The following is a 19157-nucleotide window of genomic DNA, read 5'->3' as shown; positions in this document are numbered from 1 at the left end:
TTGAACGCAAGGGTGGCGGGACTGAATCTACACCCAAGCCACGGAGGACAGTGTTTCGCTTTCCGCGAAGTTCGACAAACGAATAGTACTGATATCAGCCATCAGTGGGGCTGATGGATAGAGGCCCCGTTACATGGATATGGATCTCCTGCGCACCTATATTGCCGTGGTTGATACCGGTAGCCTTACCCGAGCCGCGCGTCAGGTTCACCGAACCCAGGCCGCGCTCAGCATGCAAATGAAGCGGCTGGAAGAGCAGGTCGGCTGCAGCTTGTTCTTTAAAGAAGGCCGCCATCTAGAACTCACCAACGAGGGCAAACGTCTTGTCAGCTACGCTCGCCGCTTACTGGCAATGCATGATGAGGCGCTAGTTCAACTGAGATCGAGCGCCGCTTTACCAACGTTGCGTATTGGCAGCCCAGATGACTACGCCCAGAGCCTGCTACCTTTGTTGGTAGATACCCTTCATGACCAACACCCCAATGTTCAACTACAGCTGATATGCGCGCCTACCATCACGTTGAGAAAGCAGCTGGATGAGGGGGCGCTGGACTTGGCTATCCTGACGCGAGCAGCTAACAGTGATGAAGGTCATGTGCTGATGCTTGATAAGGGAATTTGGATACAGCACCCGGAATTTGACTGGCAGCAGCACGAAACGTTGCCTTTGGCCCTGTATGAAGCCGACTGTAAGTTTCACAGTGCTGCTCTGGATGGCCTAAATAAAACACGCCGCGCTTACCGTATAAAGGCGCTCAGCGCCAATACCGGAGCTTTGATGGGGCTGGTTCGGCAGGGCAAGGCTATCACGGCGGCAGCGACAGCTTCCTTGCCGCGTGGTTTGATCGAAGTCGGCGCTGCTCATGGGATGCCGGCACTGCCTAGTATTGATATTGTGCTGGTCAGCTCTTCCTCTAGGCATCCTTTGGTGTCGGTGAGTTGGGCGGGTGAGTTGGCAAAAGCGTTATCGCTTAGGCTGCACGAGACATAGAATGTCGTTGTGTCGTGCGGGCTGTGCAGCTGCACGGGTTGGCGGCGTCGTGCAAAAAAGGAGTTATGAATGTCAGAAGAGTTGTTTTTTCCAGTGATCGAAACCGAACGGCTAACACTGCAGCCATTAGCAGCCGCTGATTCAGAAAGCCTGCTAGACATATTTTCTTCCCCTGAAGTGATGAAGTATTGGAATACGGCACCTTGGTCAGATATTCAGGACGCTTTGGATTTTGTTGATGTCAGCAACGCTTCGATGCTGCGTGAAGAGTCACTGGTGCTTGGGATATATCTAAAGTCAACAAGTGATCTGGTGGGTAAGTGCATGCTGTTTAGTTATGACAAAGAGTCTAAGCGTGCTGAAGTCGGCTTTGGCTTAGGCCAACGCTATTGGGGCAAAGGCTATATTAATGAGGCGGGTGAAGCCTTGATACAGTATGGCTTTAATGCACTGGGGCTTCGTCGTATTGAAGCTGAAATTGACCCAGATAACCACGCTTCAGCGAAAGCGCTTGAGAAGCTTGGCTTTACTCTAGAAGGGGTGCTTCGGCAGCGATGGGAAGTGAATGGTGTTGTCTCTGATTCCGCGTTGTATGGAAGGCTGATTAGTGACCCGTCGTCAACTTCCCGCGATTAATCTACCTTCCAGGCCCTGTATATGGCGGGCAGCATGCCTCTACCCTTATGATCGATTATATGATGTTTAAAGGATGATAAAAGTGCTTTGTAAACAACAAGTTTCGCGCTGGATTATATCGATTTGCTTAATAGCGGTTCCTTCTGTGTTGATGGCCCAGGATGATAAGTTGCTTACAGAGGTTGAGCGTATAGAGGAGCAGTTGGATGCACGCGTTGGTTTTGCAGCCTATGACCTGGAAACTGGGCAGCGCTGGGAATACAACGCAGACCAGCTGTTCGCGATGTCCAGCACCTTTAAAACCTTAGCGTGCGCAGCGCTGCTGCAGCGTGTGGATGAAGGAAGTGAGCAACTCGAAAGACGAATAAAAGTATCTGCTTCTGACATTGTCACCTATTCACCCGTTACCGAAGCGTATGCCGATAACCGGGAAATATCGCTGTTTGAACTGTGCGAAGCGACGCTGACAACCAGCGATAACACTGCGGCTAACCTGATCTTACAGGCAATTGGTGGACCGCAGGCCGTGACAGAATTTGTTAGAGCGCTGGGGGATAGTGTCACGCGCTTGGATCGTTGGGAGACGGAGCTAAACGAGGCTGCTCCACATGATGAGCGTGACACCTCCACGCCCAATGCAATGGTGAGTAACCTTGAGAAGCTGGTAGTGGGAAACGCGCTATCGCCTCAGTCTAAAAACCAACTGCGTGAATGGCTGATTAATAATGAAGTGGCTGATGGCTTGTTTAGGTCACAAATACCTGATGAGTGGGTAATTGGAGATCGGACGGGAGCCGGTGGCTTTGGTTCAAGATCGATTACCGCTGTTATATGGCCGCCCGAGCGCGAGCCTACCATCGTGGCGTTTTATATCACCGAAACGGACGCATCATTTGAAGAACGAAATAGCGCAATAGCTGAATTGGGCAGTGTGATCCGAGAGGTTGTGGAGACGAATAGCGCTTTGTAATTGTTCAGGCATCGCTTCGCGGGTGCTTGATAGGCCCGCGTATCGCTTTCTCACAACATTGGTGCGTGCCCACAACACTGGCGCGTGCGGCTAATCGAGAGTGACTTGGCGGGTACTTTCCAGTTCTTCAATCATTTTTTTAGCGGCATTAGAAAGCGTACGACTGGTGTGGACGAGATAGCCCAGCGGGCGCTGGATGGGGGCGGTGTCTACATTGAGCTCAATGAGTTCGCTATCGATCATGTTTTCAGGCAGTAGGCTCCAGCCAAGGCCCACGCTGCACATCATTTTCAGCGTTTCTAAATAGTTTGTTGCCATGCTAACGGGAAGCTGTAGGCCCACTTCGGCAAAACGTTGGCCAATCAAGGTGCGGGTAAAGGTTTTGGCACCTGGCAGCACGCAATTGAATTCACATAATTCAGTCAAGCTGAGCGGGCTGCTAGTGTAGCGGGTACGCTGCGCCAATGGGTGGTCGGTGGCGCAGACAAAACACAGCCGGTCGCGCCATAGCTCTACCACGTGAAGCTGTTCAACGGGGTGGGGGGCGAGAGTGACTATTGCCATCTCCAGCGTGCCATCGACCACGCCCTGGTAGGCTAGCTCTGAGTCCAGAAAGTGCAAGTCTAACGCCACTTCCGGGTGGCGATGCGTGTATTGCTTTAACAGCGGTGGCAGTCGATGCAGGCCGATGTGGTGACTGGTGGCTAGCATTAGCTTACCGCCTACTTGGCCGGAAAGATTGGCAAGTGCTCGGCGGCTGTCTTCCACGGTAAACAGTATGTGCTGTGCTTTGGGAAGTAATACATTGCCCGCTTCGGTCAGCGCAATACGCCGCCCGATGCGGTCAAATAACCGGGTGCCAAGTTGGTCTTCCAGAGTAGCGATGCGTTTGCTTACTGCAGGCTGGGTTAAATACAGCTGTTCGGCCGCGCGGGAAAAGCTCTGGGTTTCGGCAACGGCCAGAAATGCTTGCAGGCTTTGAGTATCCACTTGCGGCTCCCTTAATTGGTATTCCAGTTTGGAATCTAATCTATGAATAACATGAATTGCTTTTATGCGCGACTCGCGTGACACTGCCTACATAGCCACATAAGCAGCACGTAGAGGCTGCCATACCGAACTAGCAGGGCAATGCCCAGGAGAGCAACATGTCAGGTCAAACGCTTTACGACAAACTCTGGAATCAACATTTGGTGAAACAGCGTGACGACGGCACGGCGTTGATCTATATCGACCGCCAGTTGCTTCACGAAGTCACCTCGCCCCAGGCGTTTGAAGGCCTGCGCTTGGCTAATCGCAAGCCTTGGCGTTTAGATGCTAACTTGGCAACGCCGGACCACAACGTGCCTACGACGGTAAAAGAGCGTGCGGAAGGCAATAGCGGTATTAAAGACCCGGTGTCGTTAATCCAAGTACAAACCTTGGACGATAACTGCCTTGAGTACGGCATTGAAGAGTTCAAAATCAACGACCCGCGCCAGGGTATCGTGCACGTGGTAGGCCCAGAGCAGGGCGCAACGTTACCCGGCATGACCGTGGTGTGCGGCGATTCCCACACTGCGACCCATGGTGCGTTTGGCGCCCTGGCTCATGGTATTGGCACCTCAGAAGTTGAACACGTTATGGCGACCCAGTGCTTGCTGGCGCAAAAAATGAAGAACATGCAAGTGCGTGTGGAAGGCGAACTTGGCCTGGGCGTGACCGCTAAAGACGTGGTGTTGGCGATTATTGGCAAGATTGGCACCGCTGGTGGTACGGGCTATGCCATTGAGTTTGCCGGTAGTGCGATTGAGTCGCTCTCTATGGAAGGCCGCATGACCGTATGCAATATGGCCATTGAAGCTGGCGCCCGTGTGGGCCTGATTGCTGTCGATGATACGACGATTGATTACCTGGCCGAGCGTCCCTTTGCGCCCACCGCAGAGCAGTGGGAAGCCGCGGTCGCTGACTGGCGCAATCTGGTTTCCGATGCTGACGCGCAGTTCGATAAAGTGGTTACACTGCAAGCTGAAGAGATCGAACCGCAGGTCAGTTGGGGGACTAGCCCGGAAATGGTTACCGGTATTTCCGGCCAAGTGCCAGACCCCCAAGCCGCGTTGGATGACACCGTACAGCGCAGCCACGCGCGCGCCCTCGAATATATGGGCTTGCAGGCAAACCAGAAAATTACCGATATTAAGCTCGATAAAGTATTTATCGGCTCCTGTACCAACTCGCGTATTGAAGATTTACGCGAAGCGGCCAAAGTGGCGAAAGGCAATAAAGTCGCGGACTCGATTAAGCTTGCCATGGTGGTGCCGGGGTCTGGTTTGGTGAAGCGCCAAGCGGAAGCAGAAGGCTTGGATAAAATCTTTATTGAAGCAGGCTTTGAATGGCGTGAGCCGGGTTGCTCAATGTGCTTGGCAATGAATGCCGACAAGTTGGGCGCTGGTGAGCACTGTGCATCAACGTCTAACCGCAATTTTGAAGGCCGTCAGGGTTACGGCGGACGCACGCATTTGGTGAGCCCTGCAATGGCAGCGGCGGCAGCGATTGCTGGTCACTTTGTTGATGTACGTACCTTACCCGCTAACGATACTAGCCACGCGCAGGAGGCCTAAGCCATGAAAAAGTTTGAACGTTTAGAAGGAATTGTAGCGCCGCTTGACCGTGCGAACGTCGATACCGACCTGATTATTCCGAAGCAGTTTTTGAAGTCGATTAAGCGTACTGGCTTTGGCGTGAACCTGTTTGATGAACTGCGCTACCTGGATGAAGGCCAGCCAGGACAAGACTGCTCGCAGCGCCCGCTGAACCCGGATTTTGTATTGAACCAGCCGCGTTACCAAGGTGCTGAAGTGTTGCTGGCGCGTCGCAACTTTGGCTGTGGTAGTTCCCGCGAGCACGCCCCGTGGGCGCTGGAAGATTTTGGTTTCAAAGCGGTGATTGCGCCAAGCTTTGCCGATATCTTCTACAACAACGCTTTCAAAAACGGCATTCTGCTGATTACCTTGGAAGAAGACGTTATTGACCGCCTGTTTGCTGAAGTGGCAGGCAGCGAAGGCTATCAATTAGACGTAGATTTAGAGAACCAGCGGGTCATCACGCCCAGTGGCGAAATTCTCGAATTTGAGGTGGATGCGTTCCGTAAGCACTGCCTGCTGAACGGCTTGGATGATATTGGTATTACCCTGCAGGACGAAGACGCAATTCGTGCGTTTGAAGAAAAACACCGCCAGCAGCGTCCTTGGTTGTTCCGCCAGCCTGCGTAAGTGTTCATTCACCTTTAACGTTTGAAATGCTAAGGAAATTGCATGACTCATAAGGTATTACTGCTGCCGGGTGATGGTATTGGCCCTGAAATTGCGGCTCAGGCGGCCCGCTTGCTGAAGGCCTGCCAGGAAGCTGGTTTGGATATCGACGTCGAAGAAGGCCTTGTCGGTGGCTCTGCTTACGATGTTCACGGTGAGCCACTGCCTGCTGAAACGCTAGAAAAAGCCAAGGCAGCCAGTGCTATTTTGCTGGGCGCTGTTGGTGGCCCTAAATGGGATACACTCGAAGACCTTTCCAAGCGTCCTGAAAAAGGCCTGTTAGGTCTGCGGAAAAACTTAGGTTTGTTCGGCAACCTGCGTCCGGCCATGCTTTATCCGCAGTTGGCTAGCGCCTCTAGCTTGAAGCCGGAGTTAGTGGCTGGGCTGGATATTATGATTGTCCGCGAGCTTACCGGTGGCATCTATTTCGGCCAGCCACGTGGCATCGAAGAGCGCAACGGCGAGCGGGTGGGTTTTAACACCTACATCTACTCTGAAAGCGAAATTGAGCGTATTGGTCGCGTCGCCTTTGAAATGGCTCAGAAGCGTGGCAAAAAACTCTGCTCGGTGGATAAAGCCAACGTGTTGGAAGTCACTATTCTGTGGCGTGAAGTGATGGAGCGTTTGGCACCGGAGTACCCGGATGTTGAGCTTTCCCATATGTACGTGGATAACGCCGCCATGCAGCTGGTGCGCGCGCCGAAACAGTTTGATGTGGTAGTGACGGGCAACATGTTTGGCGATATTCTTTCCGATGCTGCTGCCATGCTTACCGGCTCTATCGGCATGTTGCCTTCAGCGTCGCTAAACGAGAGTGGCCAGGGCATGTACGAGCCTTGCCACGGTAGCGCGCCGGATATCGCTGGGCAGAATATTGCTAACCCATTAGCAATGATGCTGTCGGTCGCGATGATGTTGCGCTATTCATTGAATGAAACCGCCATGGCTGAGCGCATTGAAGCCGCTGTTGGCAGTGTGTTAGATGATGGCTTGCGTACTGCTGACATCGCCTCTGAAGGGACGCGCCGTGTCTCTACCGATGAGATGGGTGATGCCGTATTGGCGGCCTTTGCAAAAAATTAAATTATGTATAAAGCGTGCTAACTAATTGACGCTGAAAGGTATTAACAGTCGGCCACCCTGGGGGTGGCCGACGTTGTGTCTAATATTTGTGTATAATATCGCTCTCATTCTTAGTTGGAGGACTTCACATGTTGAAAGTCGGTTTCGTGGGATGGCGTGGCATGGTTGGCTCAGTGCTGATGCAGCGCATGCAGGAAGATGGTGATTTTAACGGTATTGAACCGGTATTTTTCACCACCTCCCAAGTTGGTCAGCCTGGCCCCGATATCGGCGTGGACGTGCCTCCACTGAAAGATGCGTTTGATATTGATGCGTTAAAAGCACTGGACGTGGTGATTACCTGTCAAGGTGGCGACTACACCAAGCCGGTTTATAAAGACTTGCGTGAGGCGGGCTGGAAAGGCTACTGGATTGATGCGGCCAGCACCCTGCGTATGGAAGATGAAGCGACCATTATTCTGGACCCGGTCAATCGTAAGGTGATCGATAACCAGTTAGCGAAGGGTGCTAAAACTTTTGTTGGCGGCAACTGCACCGTGAGCCTGATGCTGATGGGCTTGGGTGGCTTGTTCGAAGCAGACATGGTCGAGTGGATGACCTCCATGACGTATCAAGCAGCTTCCGGCTCAGGCGCTAAGCACATGCGCGAGCTGTTGAACCAGATGGGGCAGCTACGCGATAGCGTAGGCGAAGAGCTTAAAGATACCTCTAGCGCGATTCTGGATATCGACCGTAAAGTGACGGCTGCGATGCGCAGTGGTGACTTTCCCACAGATAATTTCGGTGCACCGCTAGCGGGTAGCTTGCTGCCATGGATCGATACCAAGCTTGATAACGGCCAAAGCCGTGAAGAGTGGAAGGGCAGCGTTGAGACTAACAAGATCTTAGGTTTGCAAAATAACCCGATCCCCATTGATGGTCTTTGCGTACGCATCGGTGCAATGCGTTCTCACAGCCAAGCATTCACTATTAAGCTGAAGCAGGATGTACCGCTTGACGAGATCGAAGATCGCATCGCTAAGCACAATGAGTGGGTTCAGCTGATCCCGAACGACAAAGACGCTACGGTTGCTGGCCTAACGCCCGCTGCTGCGACTGGCACGCTGCAAGTACCGGTCGGTCGTCTACGCAAGCTGAATATGGGCGGTGAATACTTATCAGCCTTCAGTGTTGGTGACCAGTTGTTATGGGGTGCTGCCGAGCCGCTCAAGCGTATGCTGAAGATCTTACGCGAGCAGTAGAGCTCGCCACGCTTAAATAAAAGCGTTGATAAAAACGGGAAGCTGTTCGCAGCTTCCCGTTTTTTTATTCTCTGGGTGTGGTAAAAAGGATGCAGAGTGTGATTTTGCTAAGTAAATGTAAGAAAGTGTGGCTTGACCGCAATCAAATAAAAGGCAGCAGAGGCCTTTATGAGAAAACAATTAACAGGGATGTTGGGACTGTCGCTAAGCGCTATTAGTCCACTGGCAGTGGCGTTGGGGTTGGGGCAGGCAACGGTAAACTCACCATTAGATGCGCCGCTTGAGGCCACAGTGCCACTTCAGGAAAGTGAGGGTTTCGCGCTGAGTGATTTACGTGTCGACCTGGCAAGCGAATCGGCGTTTAGGGCACTGGGGTTGGAGTGGACATCCCTTACCGCAAGTATCAATGTTCAGATTCAAGAGCAGCCTGCTGGGCACCGGCTTTTGCTGCGCTCTTCCCAAGCAGTTCATGAGCCGTGGTTGGATCTACTGTTAACGATTTCTTCACCAGAAGGGCGACAGACACGCGCTTTAACGCTGCTGTTTGACCCACCCGACTACGCATTAGACAGCCCGGTTGACGCCACCGGATCGGCTGAATCGCCCAGTAGGGAATCTGCTTCTGTGTTATCGGCTGCACGCGATGCTTCACGTGATATAGCCTACGTAGCCAGTGGCGATACTCTTTGGAGCGTTGCCGCAAGGGTGAAGCCAGCCGATGTAACCATTCAACAAATGATGACGGCACTCTTAGTCGCTAATCCCGCTGCGTTTCCCACTGGCAATATAGATGAACTCCGTGCGGGCCAGACACTCAATATCCCTACCCGTCAGCAGATTACGTCACGAACGTCCAGCAATGCTGCCCAGGCGATTCAGGCGGTGCGCTCACCCGTAGGCCGCCAGGTTGAGTCTCAAGAAAAGCCTGAAGGCCTTAGTGGTTCGAGCGTAGAGCAGGTGGTCGAGTCAGCTAGGCAGAGTGACGACCAAGGGGCTGCTCTATCTCTGCAAACACCCGGTGTTGTCGCCATCGAAAAAGAGCTCGCTGAACAGTTGTTGGAGGGCCAGGACAGGCTGCTAGCGGTGCTTGACGAGCGCGAAGAAATGCATGATCAGCTAGCTGTGCTGCGTCAAGAGGTGGCTTCGCTAACGCAAGCATTAAGCGCTTCTCAGCGCGAGCTTCACCAAGCTCAAGAGCTATCAGATGTGCTGGCGGGGAGTGCCGCGCTGATGGCAAACAGTCGTCCGGCTAACGAGGTGCCTAACCTGAACCGTTCACAGAGTGCGTCAGCCACAATTGTTGAGCGCATGGCCGCCTATCAGTGGCCGCTCGCTAGTAGTGCGTTAGCGCTTTTGTTGGGAGCGCTAGTATGGTCGCGTAGGCGTCGTGAACGGCAGTGGGAAGATGTTGCACCCATTTCCTCGGCTTATAACGCTGATACGATGCCAACTGCTACGCCTCCACCTGCTACGCCTTCACCTACTTCTCCTCCACCTACCACGTTTTCACCTACTACGTTTTCAACTACCACGCCTTCTTCTACTACTGAGGCACCAATGCGGGGTTCACCGACGGTTGATACAGTACCTGCTAACAGTGAGCCAGGGCCGGTAGTTGAGGCCGAACGGCAGGAGACGTCTTCACCTCCAGGCGTGGGACGCAACCAATATGGAGGGAAGAGCGTCGAGGAACGCTGGGAAGTCGAAGAGGTGGCATTTGAGCCTCGACGTCGGGATAATGGTGCACCCTAACTATCTTCTATGTGACGTGGCTTCATGACGCTGTTTTACCATTTTGACGAAACAAAGCCCCTAACAGGGCGCCTAGCGATGGGCATTGAATATGATGGTACGCGCTTTTGCGGCTTTCAGCGTTTGAAACACGCAGCTTCTGTTCAACAAGCGGTGGAAGATGCGCTAGAGAAAGTGGCCAGCGCGCCAGTGCGTATTCATGCCAGTGGTCGAACCGATTCTGGCGTGCATGCCACCCGACAGATCATCCATTTTGACCCGCCTGTTCAGCGTTCTGAAAAAGCCTGGATTTTTGGCAGCAATACCAATCTCCCGAGAGATGTGGCGGTGCGCTGGGTAAAACCTGTGTCCGATGACTTTCATTCCCGCTTGGGCGCACTTGGGCGTCGTTATCGTTATATTTTGTTGAATCAACTTAGTCGTCCGGTGTTAGAACGCCACAACGTAACTTGGTGTCGAGATCCGTTAGATGCCGATGCCATGCATCGGGCTGCGCAGGCTCTGGTAGGCGAGCATGACTTCAGCAGCTTTCGAGCGGCGGGCTGCCAGTCCAAAACCCCTTGGCGGCAAATGCACTTCGTAGAAGTGAAACGCTATGGGCCAATAGTGGTCATTGATATTCAGGGCAATGCTTTTTTGCACCACATGATTCGCAATATTGCGGGGGCACTGGTTAGCGTAGGGCGCGGTTCGCAGGATGAAGGGCATATTGAGCGCCTGCTGGCGCTGAAGAATCGCCGCAAAGGCGATGTCACAGCGCCAGCCTGCGGCCTTCATTTCGTAGACTCGCTTTATGATGAGCGATTTGATCTGCCAAAAGAGCCGTTAGGCCCCAACTTGCTCGCATTTACCGGTGAGTGGACTGGTGAGCGTCAGTTGCCAGATAATCCACGCATCGCTGCAAGGCGCAAGCTGACGTTTAACAGCCAAGCGCCCTTAAATCAGCCAGAGCCAGCGCCTTCAGAGCAGCAGGAGACCCCATTATGAACGCGTGTTCTGGTCGTACGCGGATTAAATTTTGTGGCTTAACTCGCCATGAGGATGTCGCGCTGGCAGCATCGCTGGGTGTGGACGCGCTTGGCTTCGTGATGTGGCCTAAGAGCGCCCGCAGCATAACGCCTGCGGTGTTGGAAGAGTTAGCAGTGGCAGTGCCCGCTTTTGTCACGCGGGTGGGATTGTTTGTTAATCAGCCTGCTGAATTCATTGAGCAGTGCTTACCTTACTTGGATTTAATTCAGTTTCATGGTGACGAGCCTGCCTCTTTCTGTCAGCAGTTTGGGCGGCCTTGGATAAAAGCACTGCGCATGCATGATGATATCGACCTGCACCAGGCGGCGGCTGACTACTCGCTCGCGCAGGCGCTGCTATTAGATGCTTATCGACCTGGTATCCCAGGGGGAACTGGAGAGACGTTTGATTGGTCTAGAATCCCCGCAACCTTAGAAAAACCTGTTATCCTGGCTGGTGGGTTAACGGTTGATAATGTGGCTTCTGCGGTTAACCAAGTAATACCTTATGCTATTGATGTTTCTGGTGGTATAGAAATATCTCATGGCATAAAAGATGCCGAGTTAATGGCATCTTTTGTTCAAAATGTGGCGTTAGCTAGCGCCCATTAAGCTCACTGCGTAGCGTGCCCGCGGGGTGTCTACGCCTCTTTGTTCGTTCATTTATTGTTTGCCTGTTCTGGCGATCTTGTGAGGTATGCCTGTGACTGTCTCCGCGACTGAAACCAAGTTCAGCGACCTGACCCGAATGCCGGATGCCCGTGGTCATTTTGGTCCCTACGGCGGCCGGTTTGTGTCGGAAACCCTGAGCTTTGCCCTGGAAGAGTTAGAGCAGACCTATTCGAGTTTGCGTGATGATCCCGATTTCCAGGCTGAGTTTGACCGTGATCTTGCCCATTATGTCGGGCGTCCGTCGCCGCTTTATCATGCAGAGCGTTGGTCTCATTCGCTAGGTGGCGCGCAAATTTGGTTGAAGCGTGAAGACTTAAATCACACCGGTGCTCATAAGGTTAATAACACTATCGGCCAAGCGCTGTTAGCCAAAAAAACTGGCAAGCCCAGGGTTATAGCTGAAACCGGAGCAGGCCAACATGGTGTTGCTACGGCGACTGTGGCAGCTCGCTTAGGACTGGAGTGTGACGTTTATATGGGAGCGGCAGACGTTCAACGCCAGAAGCTGAACGTTTATCGTATGCGTCTGTTGGGTGCACGTGTAATTCCGGTTGAATCAGGCACTCGTACGCTTAAAGACGCAATGAATGAAGCATTGCGTGACTGGGTCACCAACGTTGATAGCACGTTCTACATTATTGGCACCGTGGCGGGACCGCACCCTTACCCGCAGTTGGTACGTGATTTTAACGCGGTCGTGGGGCGTGAAGCTCGCCAACAGTCGTTAGCGCAAATTGGACGCCTGCCGGACGCGCTGATTGCCTGCGTGGGGGGCGGTTCTAACGCCATGGGCCTATTCTATCCCTTCGTCGAAGATGATGCGGTAGCGATGTATGGTGTCGAAGCCGGTGGCGATGGTATCGAAACAGGCCGACATGCTGCGCCGCTTTCGACCAATGCGCCGCGTGGTGTTTTGCATGGTAATCGAACTTACTTGATGTCTGATGAGGCGGGGCAAGTGTCAGACACGCACTCAATTTCTGCTGGCCTCGACTACCCAGGGGTTGGGCCTGAGCACGCGCTATGGAAAGATGTTGGGCGAGTTAACTACGTAGCCGCAAACGATAAAGAAGTGCTGGAAGCATTCCGTGAACTGACGCATATGGAAGGGATTATGCCCGCATTGGAATCCGCCCATGCGCTTGCTCATGCGAAGGTGCTGGCACCGACCATGCGCCCTGACCAGCATATCGTGGTCAACCTTTCTGGTCGTGGTGATAAAGATATCATGACCGTGGCGAACATTGATGGCATCGAGTTTTAAGGGCTAGCATGAACCGTATTGACCAGCGTTTTTCAGAATTAAAAGAGCAGGGTCGTAAGGCCCTGATTCCTTACATTACCGCCGGCGACCCTGCGCCTCAGTACACCGTGGGCTTCATGCATGCCCTGGTAGAGGCAGGAGCTGATATTATTGAGCTTGGCGTGCCGTTTTCAGACCCAATGGCCGACGGCCCGGTGATTCAAAAGGCCTGTGAGCGCGCGCTTAAGCAGGGTACTCGTTTGGTTGACCTGCTGGATATGGTCGCTGAGTTCCGCCAAGTGGATGCTAAAACGCCTATCGTGTTGATGGGGTATCTCAATCCGATAGAGCGGATTGGCTATGAAACGTTTGCTGATAAAGCGGCAAGCGTTGGCGTTGATGGCGTGCTCGTGGTAGATATGCCGCCTGAAGAGGCTGATGAGTTCGGCCCGCTGTTAAAAGCTCGCGATTTAGCAGCGATTTTCTTGGTTGCGCCTACCACTTCCAATGCGCGTGCCGCTACAATATGCGCCCACGGTGAGGGCTATCTCTATTATGTTTCGCTTAAGGGCGTTACCGGTGCTGCTACACTCAATGCTGACGATGTGGCTGAGCATCTTGCCCCCTTACGCGAAATGACCGATTTGCCATTATGTGTTGGCTTCGGTATCCGCGATGGTGTGACCGCCGCTGAAGTGGCGAAAGTTGCTGATGGTGTGATTGTTGGCAGTGCGCTAGTGAACCGCATTGCAGAGAGCGTTGACGCACCTGAAACCATTGCTGGTCAGCTTAAAAGCGTGTTGGGCGACATGCGCAACGCGATGGATGCCTAAGCGCATTCCCTCATCGTCTACACTGAATTGACTGACGACACTCATCAAGCTTGGCGTTGCTAAGCATGACGTATACGGAAACTTTTTGATATGAGCTGGTTAGACAAGATTGTGCCCTCCATGGGGCGTATCCAGCGTAAAGACCGTCGCGCCAGCGTGCCCGATGGCCTCTGGCGTAAATGTCCCAAGTGCGAAGCGGTTCTCTATCTCCCTGAGCTTGAGAAGCACCACAGCGTCTGCCCCAAGTGCGACCACCATTTACGGTTGACCGCGCGTAAACGTTTGGACTGGTTTTTGGATAAAGAGAATCGCCAAGAGATTGCGGCTGAGATTGAGCCTAATGATCGCTTGAAATTTCGCGACTCTAAAAAATACAAAGACCGCTTAACGGCTGCCCAAAAAGAAACCGGTGAAAAAGATGCGTTGGTTGCTATGCGTGGCGAGCTAGACGGGCTACCGGTTGTTGCTGTTGCGTTTGAATTTACCTTCATGGGCGGTTCAATGGGCGCGGTTGTTGGCGAAAAATTTGTCCGCGCGGCAACCATAGCCCTTGAAGAACAGCTTCCATTGATCTGCTTTGCCGCTTCTGGTGGGGCTCGGATGCAAGAAGCACTGTTTTCACTCATGCAGATGGCTAAAACCTCGGCAGCGCTTGAAAAGCTTAAGCAGTCGGGTGTGCCCTACATTTCTGTTCTGACAGATCCAGTGTTTGGCGGAGTATCCGCATCGCTTGCGATGCTGGGCGATCTTAACATCGCCGAGCCCAACGCCTTGATTGGCTTTGCTGGCCCGCGCGTTATTGAGCAAACCGTCCGTGAAACGCTGCCGGAAGGCTTTCAGCGCAGTGAATTTCTACTGGAGCACGGCACCGTTGATATGATCGTGCATCGCCATGATATGCGTGCTCGTGTTGGTGGTGTGCTGCGTAAGCTGACGCATAATATCGCGCTGCCTGCCGAGAGCGATGTCAGTGACGATGCATCGATTGACGAGCCGTTGGTTGATGAAGCGCCAATAGCCGATGCTGTAGATGTAGCAGGTGCGGATACGCCTGAAACGCATAGCGAAGCCAGTACCGTTCAGAGCGACGATTCGAACCGCAATGTCTAAGTCTATAGCCCCTGACTCTTTAGCTTCTGACGCTGTAACTCCGGGGTCTTTAGCCGAATGGCTGCACTACCTTGAAACCCTACATCCTGTAGGGATTGATATGGGGCTTGAGCGCGTAGCAGAAGTTGCCAAACGCATGGGGTTGCTAAGCCGACCGATTGCAATACAGGTAATTACGGTGGCTGGTACCAATGGCAAGGGGTCGACCCTTGCCATGATGGATGCTATCGCTCGCAGTCACGGTTTACATGTGGGGACTTATACTTCGCCCCACCTAGTGCACTATAACGAGCGTGTCACGATCAATGGTAGCTACGCTGACGACCAGCGGCTAATGACGGGCTTCTCTTGCGTAGAGCACGCGAGGCTACAAGCGCCTGAAATTAGCTTAACCTATTTTGAGGCGGGCACGCTCTGTGCCCTCTGGTGCCTAGCACAGGAAGACCTCGATTTAGCGCTGCTCGAAGTTGGTCTGGGTGGGCGATTAGATGCCGTTAATATTATTGACGCAGACGTGGCCATTGTGACCACGATTGCTCAGGATCATGCCAATTTTTTGGGATCTGATATTGCCCAGATCGGCCGCGAAAAGGCCGGCATCTTTCGTGCTGCAAAGCCCGCGGTATTAGGCAGTCGACTGCTTCCCAGTAGTGTCGCAGCGGCTGCCGATGCGATTGCCGCTCCTGTTTACTGCCTTGGTGAGGCTTTTAGTCACTCCATTGATGATAATGCTGCTGATGCCGCAGATAGCCCGTCTGAATGGAGCTGGAGTGGGCTGAGCTGTCAGGGAGATGCTATTTCCATCGCTGACCTTCCTGATCCTGGTTTGCCGATTGACAATGCCGCAACGGCCCTCCAAGCATTGATCCTTAGCGGGTTAGTGGTGAATGCAGACGCATGTCGTCGGGCGTTTCATGAGGTGCAAGTGCCAGGGCGTATGCAGTGGATAGGACAGTGGTGCCTGGATGTTGGGCATAATCCTCATGCAGCCGATTATGTCGCTAGACGACTCCCATTGGTGCCTGCAGGTGGTCGGCAGTGGGCGCTGATCGGCATGCTAAATGATAAAGACGCTGATGGTGTTATTAGCGCTTTGCTACCCCGCATTACTGACTGGGTATGCGTGACGTTGGAAGGGGAGCGTGGTCGGTCAGCTGACGAACTGGCAGGGCGTATCACATCTCTGGGTGGGCGTGTGCATGGTTGCGCCAGTTCCCCAGAGGCCGGAGTGCAGATAATAGCTGAGCAGCTGACACCCTCCGACCGGGTGTTAGTGACCGGCTCGTTTTTTACAGTTGCGGCCTTGTTGGAAATAACACTGCCGCAAGCTTAATCGGCCTAACCGTTGTGCTCGCTAAGCTTGATGGAGAGGGATATGAAATACGGTAAAACGGAACGCATCAGTGGTATTGTCATCTTGCTCGCGTTGCTGGCGATTTTCGTGCCGTGGTTGATGAGTGATCCTGCTCCCCGGGAAGAGCGCCCTCAGCCTACGTTTGTGATTGAGCGACCTGTTGAGGCAACACAGCAAGATGTTCCGAATCCTGAAATGCCGTCGTCCATCAGCACATCCTCATCTTCAAGTGAAGGTCGATCTGTAGATGGCGCGATCAGTGTGCCAATTGATGCCAATCCAAGGCAGCCACAAACCGGTCAAGCCAGTAGCTCTAATACTCAGAGTGCTGGAGCCGATGATCCAATCGCTGAGTTAATGGCTGCGAATAACCGTAATAACGCGTCTACCAGCTCTTCAAGCACATCATCGAATGCTGCTGGCCCAACATCTTCTTCCCAAGGCGAGTGGGCGGTTCAAGTGGGCAGCTTTGGTGATGCGGGTAACGCAAGGCGACTAAGCGATCAGCTTACTCAGGCGGGGTTTAGTGCCTACTTACGTGAGCGCGATAATAACCTTACCTCTGTTTATGTTGGCCCTTATGCCACGTCTGAAGACGGTGAGTCTGCGATGGCGATTATTAAGCAGCGTGCCAATGTACAGGGCTTGTTAGTGCGAGTGAGAAATTAACTTATGGCACTTACTTGGATAGACGCGCTTTTCCTGGCGGTGTTGGCACTTTCCATGCTGGCCGGCTTTATGCGCGGGTTCGTCAGGGAAGCTCTTGGTCTAGCCGCCTGGGTAGTCGCATTGTTGGTAGCGCGCGTTCTGGCAGAACCGGTGGCGGACTTAATGAGTGGGTTCATCGACAGCTTCGATGCGCGCTTAGTGTTGGCATTTATTTTAGTGATATTTGCGGTCATTTTGCTCTGTGGGATTGTGATCCGCCTTGTTCATGCGGCAGTTGAGTGGGTCGGTATGGGGTTGCTTAACCGCTTTGCCGGTGCTGCTTTTGGGCTTGCGCGTGGCGCTGTTATTTTATTGGTGGCAACCGTGCTGATTACTCTAACGCCCTTAGCTGAGCTACAGGCTTGGCAAGAGGCTGAGCTTCGGCCGACGTTTATTGAGCTGCGCGACTGGGCGGTAAGCCAGTTAGATCAATGGGAACGGGAGCTGCCACAGGCGCCTGACTCGCTTCGCGATATTTCGCTGCCTGACCTCCGCGCTCAGGACGCTCAGGAAGAGCGAGTTCCACAGCCTTTTACGCCAACATCTGAAAATGCTGGCCAGTGAGTGCGCTGTTTAATGATGGCGCGCCGTGATGTTTAGTTAGTAATACAGTTAGCTGCTGTCTACCAATGCCCGCTTTTGCGACCGAGAAATAGGCAGTGGCTTACATTCGTTTGATGAACGTACGGGTTTGCTACGGTGAACCATGGCACTAAAGCGAGGTAACTTGAATGTGCGGTATAGTGGGCCTTCTGGCCAAGCAGGCGGTAAATCAGGGAATCTATGATGCTCTGACCGTACTTCAGCATCGGGGTCAGGACGCTGCCGGCATGATGACTTGGAGCGAGGGACGCTTCCTACTGCGCAAGAGTAATGGGCTGGTTCGAGATGTGTTCCATACCCGCCACATGGCTCGCCTAAAAGGTAACCTTGGCATTGGTCACGTGCGTTATCCAACCGCAGGTTCCTCTAGCGAAGCTGAGTCTCAGCCGTTTTATGTCAACTCCCCCTACGGTATTGCGCTGGCTCACAACGGTAATCTGACTAACTCTGATCAGTTAAAGCAAGAACTTTTCTCGACGGACCTTCGTCACATCAATACCAGCTCTGACTCCGAAGTGTTGCTAAACGTATTTGCCCATGAGTTGGGTAAACAGGGTTTGCACCTGGAAGCCGAGGACATTTTTGATGCCGTTCGTAGAGTGCACCGGCGCTGCAAAGGCGGCTACGCGGCGGTCGCGATCATTAACGGTTTTGGTATGGTGGCATTTCGGGATCATCATGGCATTCGTCCTGTAGTGTTTGGTACTCGCCAAAGTGACGAGGGGCAGGAGGTCATGATTGCTTCGGAATCTGTCGCCTTAGATGTCGGCGGCTTTGAGCTGGAGCGTGATCTTTCTCCCGGTGAAGCGATTTTTGTCGACATGCAGGGGCAGATTCATACTCAGGTCTGTGCTGATCGACCTGTGCTGCGTTCCTGTATTTTTGAGCATGTCTATCTTGCGCGCCCCGACTCTATTCTTGATGGTGCCTACGTGTATGGCACTCGTATGCAGATGGGGCGCAAGCTTGGCGACCGCATTCTTAATGAATGGCCTGATCACGATATTGACGTTGTTATCCCAATTCCCGATACGTCGCGCACTTCTGCCCTTGAGATGGCGCAGCACTTAGGGGTGACCTATCGCGAAGGGTTTATGAAGAACCGCTATATTGGCCGCACGTTTATTATGCCTGGCCAAACGCAGCGTAAAAAATCGGTGCGTCAAAAACTGAATGCCATTGATGTCGAATTTAAAGGCAAAAATGTGCTGCTGGTGGATGACTCTATCGTGCGTGGAACCACCTGTAAGCAGATTATTCAGATGGCGCGCGATGCAGGGGCCCGTAAAGTGTATTTCGCCTCAGCTGCTCCGCCCGTTCGCTACCCTAATGTCTATGGCATTGATATGCCTGCGGCAAAAGAACTGATTGCGCATGGCCGCACAGAAGAAGAGGTTGGTCAGCTGATTGGTGCGGATCGAATTTTCTATCAAGACCTGGAAGATTTGAAAGCGGCTTGCCGTGAGGTTAATCCTGAAATGGATGAGTTTGACTGCTCTGTCTTCGACGGTAACTATGTCACTGGTGACATTGATGATGCCTACTTGGCTGTGCTTGAAGCGAGTCGTAATGACGCAGCCAAAGATCAAAGTGCGGGTGACCATGCGCTAGTGGGTATGCACAACCAAGATGATGACGATCTTGACGACTAATACCGCGTATTA

At 53.0% G+C, this 19157-nt stretch carries 18 protein-coding genes; 17 read left to right on the top strand and 1 reads right to left on the bottom strand.

The genetic code is table 11. The features are described 5' to 3' along the window. Positions 1-133 precede the first annotated feature (133 nt). From HVE01_RS09425 to bla, 3 genes are all read left to right on the top strand, one after another. Positions 134-991 (top strand): LysR family transcriptional regulator, encoded by an 858-nt coding sequence (locus HVE01_RS09425; RefSeq protein WP_146943749.1) that lies wholly within the window; start codon positions 134-136, stop codon positions 989-991. Positions 992-1060: 69 nt separating this feature from the next. Further along, a complete protein-coding gene (locus HVE01_RS09420) occupies positions 1061-1627 on the top strand; it encodes a GNAT family N-acetyltransferase (protein ID WP_146943747.1) in 567 nt (188 codons plus the stop codon). A gap of 73 nt (positions 1628-1700) precedes the next feature. Continuing rightward, on the top strand, positions 1701-2597 hold the full coding sequence (bla, locus tag HVE01_RS09415; RefSeq protein WP_213017554.1) for a class A beta-lactamase: 897 nt from the start codon (positions 1701-1703) through the stop codon (positions 2595-2597). 90 nt (positions 2598-2687) lie between these two features. Here the strand turns inward: bla and HVE01_RS09410 are convergent, their stop codons facing one another. Next, positions 2688-3587 carry a LysR family transcriptional regulator gene (locus HVE01_RS09410; protein WP_125747414.1) on the bottom strand — a complete coding sequence of 300 codons (900 nt, stop codon included), beginning with the start codon at positions 3585-3587 and terminating at the stop codon, positions 2688-2690. Between the two features lie 158 nt (positions 3588-3745). Here HVE01_RS09410 and leuC point away from each other — a divergent pair, with 158 nt between their 5' ends. The 14 genes from leuC (at position 3746) to purF (ending at position 19145) form a co-directional block, all read left to right on the top strand. Further along, entirely contained in the window at positions 3746-5197 is a 1452-nt protein-coding gene (gene leuC / locus HVE01_RS09405) for a 3-isopropylmalate dehydratase large subunit (protein ID WP_125747416.1), read from the top strand. A gap of 3 nt (positions 5198-5200) precedes the next feature. Then, positions 5201-5848, top strand: a complete 648-nt coding sequence (leuD, locus tag HVE01_RS09400) for a 3-isopropylmalate dehydratase small subunit (protein ID WP_146943745.1) — start codon at positions 5201-5203, stop codon at positions 5846-5848. Positions 5849-5890: 42 nt separating this feature from the next. Further along, positions 5891-6970, top strand: coding sequence for a 3-isopropylmalate dehydrogenase (gene leuB / locus HVE01_RS09395; RefSeq protein WP_038483705.1), 1080 nt, complete (start codon positions 5891-5893; stop codon positions 6968-6970). Positions 6971-7098: 128 nt separating this feature from the next. Further along, on the top strand, positions 7099-8211 hold the full coding sequence (asd, locus tag HVE01_RS09390) for an aspartate-semialdehyde dehydrogenase (protein WP_125747420.1): 1113 nt from the start codon (positions 7099-7101) through the stop codon (positions 8209-8211). 168 nt (positions 8212-8379) lie between these two features. Beyond that, on the top strand, positions 8380-9963 hold the full coding sequence (locus tag HVE01_RS09385) for a type IV pilus assembly protein FimV (RefSeq protein ID WP_146943743.1): 1584 nt from the start codon (positions 8380-8382) through the stop codon (positions 9961-9963). A 24-nt stretch (positions 9964-9987) separates the two neighbouring features. Next, positions 9988-10950, top strand: coding sequence for a tRNA pseudouridine(38-40) synthase TruA (gene truA, locus HVE01_RS09380; protein ID WP_125747424.1), 963 nt, complete (start codon positions 9988-9990; stop codon positions 10948-10950). Then, positions 10947-11582 (top strand): phosphoribosylanthranilate isomerase, encoded by a 636-nt coding sequence (locus tag HVE01_RS09375; protein WP_125747426.1) that lies wholly within the window; start codon positions 10947-10949, stop codon positions 11580-11582. The genes truA and HVE01_RS09375 overlap by 4 nt, the downstream gene beginning before the upstream one ends. Before the next feature lie 85 nt (positions 11583-11667). Further along, complete coding sequence (gene trpB, locus HVE01_RS09370; protein WP_125747428.1) at positions 11668-12906, top strand: tryptophan synthase subunit beta; 1239 nt, start codon at positions 11668-11670, stop codon at positions 12904-12906. A gap of 8 nt (positions 12907-12914) precedes the next feature. Next, entirely contained in the window at positions 12915-13718 is an 804-nt protein-coding gene (gene trpA, locus HVE01_RS09365) for a tryptophan synthase subunit alpha (protein WP_125747430.1), read from the top strand. A 90-nt stretch (positions 13719-13808) separates the two neighbouring features. After that, a complete protein-coding gene (gene accD / locus HVE01_RS09360) occupies positions 13809-14828 on the top strand; it encodes an acetyl-CoA carboxylase, carboxyltransferase subunit beta (protein ID WP_125747431.1) in 1020 nt (339 codons plus the stop codon). Then, positions 14821-16161 carry a bifunctional tetrahydrofolate synthase/dihydrofolate synthase gene (gene folC / locus HVE01_RS09355; protein ID WP_125747433.1) on the top strand — a complete coding sequence of 447 codons (1341 nt, stop codon included), beginning with the start codon at positions 14821-14823 and terminating at the stop codon, positions 16159-16161. The genes accD and folC overlap by 8 nt, the downstream gene beginning before the upstream one ends. 42 nt (positions 16162-16203) lie before the next feature. Further along, complete coding sequence (locus tag HVE01_RS09350) at positions 16204-16851, top strand: SPOR domain-containing protein (protein WP_125747435.1); 648 nt, start codon at positions 16204-16206, stop codon at positions 16849-16851. A gap of 3 nt (positions 16852-16854) precedes the next feature. After that, positions 16855-17454, top strand: coding sequence for a CvpA family protein (locus tag HVE01_RS09345; protein ID WP_125747437.1), 600 nt, complete (start codon positions 16855-16857; stop codon positions 17452-17454). A 167-nt stretch (positions 17455-17621) separates the two neighbouring features. After that, positions 17622-19145, top strand: a complete 1524-nt coding sequence (purF, locus tag HVE01_RS09340; protein ID WP_089038171.1) for an amidophosphoribosyltransferase — start codon at positions 17622-17624, stop codon at positions 19143-19145. Positions 19146-19157 lie beyond the last annotated feature (12 nt).

This window comes from Vreelandella venusta, from assembly GCF_007989605.1.
Lineage (GTDB): Bacteria > Pseudomonadota > Gammaproteobacteria > Pseudomonadales > Halomonadaceae > Vreelandella > Vreelandella venusta.
This window is presented reverse-complemented; position numbering and strand designations above follow the sequence as displayed.